The organism is Brevundimonas denitrificans (assembly GCF_030160755.1).
Lineage (GTDB): Bacteria > Pseudomonadota > Alphaproteobacteria > Caulobacterales > Caulobacteraceae > Brevundimonas > Brevundimonas denitrificans.
In genome coordinates, this window is the sequence record NZ_BSOY01000140.1 from 1 (window position 1) to 1,191 (window position 1,191).

Genomic DNA, 1,191 nt, shown 5'->3' on the forward strand with positions numbered 1-1,191 from the left:
ATGGCCAAGGAAAAGTTCGAACGTAACAAGCCGCACTGCAACATCGGCACGATTGGTCACGTTGACCACGGCAAGACGACGCTGACGGCGGCGATCACGATGGTTCTGGCCAAGGCCAGCGGCGGCAAGGCGATGAACTACGCCGACATCGACGCGGCGCCGGAAGAGAAGGCCCGCGGCATCACGATCAACACGGCGCACGTGGAATATGAGACGGCCAACCGTCACTACGCCCACGTCGACTGCCCCGGCCACGCCGACTATGTGAAGAACATGATCACGGGCGCCGCGCAGATGGACGGCGCCATCCTGGTGGTCTCGGCCGCCGACGGCCCGATGCCGCAGACCCGCGAGCACATCCTGCTGGCCCGTCAGGTCGGCGTGCCGGCGCTGGTGGTGTACCTGAACAAGGTCGACCTGGTGGACGACGCCGAGCTGCTGGAACTGGTCGAGATGGAGGTGCGCGAGCTGCTTTCTTCGTACCAGTTCCCGGGCGACGACATTCCGATCACGGCGGGTTCGGCCAAGGCCGCGACCGACGGCGTGAACCCGGAGATCGGCGAGCAGTCGGTGATCAAGCTGATGCAGACCGTGGACGACTACATCCCGCAGCCGGCGCGTCCCCTGGACCTGCCGTTCCTGATGCCGGTGGAAGACGTCTTCTCGATCTCGGGCCGCGGCACCGTGGTCACGGGCCGGGTCGAGCGCGGCATCGTCAAGGTCGGCGAGGAAGTCGAGATCGTCGGCATCCGTCCGGTCCAGAAGACGACCTGCACGGGCGTGGAAATGTTCCGCAAGCTGCTGGACCAGGGCCAGGCCGGCGACAACGTCGGCGTGCTGCTGCGCGGCACCAAGCGTGAGGACGTCGAGCGCGGCCAGGTTCTGTGCAAGCCGGGTTCGATCACCCCGCACACGAAATTCCTGGCCGAGGCCTACATCCTGACCAAGGAAGAGGGCGGCCGTCACACCCCGTTCTTCACCAACTACCGCCCGCAGTTCTACTTCCGCACCACGGACGTGACCGGCATCGTTCACCTCAAGGAAGGTGTCGAGATGATCATGCCCGGCGACAACGCCGAGCTGAACGTCGAGCTGATCACCCCGATCGCCATGGAAGAGAAGCTGCGCTTCGCCATCCGCGAAGGCGGCCGCACCGTCGGCGCCGGCGTGGTCTCCAAGATCACCGAGTAA

At 65.3% G+C, this 1,191-nt stretch carries 1 protein-coding gene; it reads left to right on the forward strand.

All coding sequences use genetic code 11. The annotated features are described in order from the left end of the window. Complete coding sequence (tuf, locus tag QQJ79_RS15345) at positions 1-1,191, forward strand: elongation factor Tu (protein ID WP_284223798.1); 1,191 nt, start codon at positions 1-3, stop codon at positions 1,189-1,191.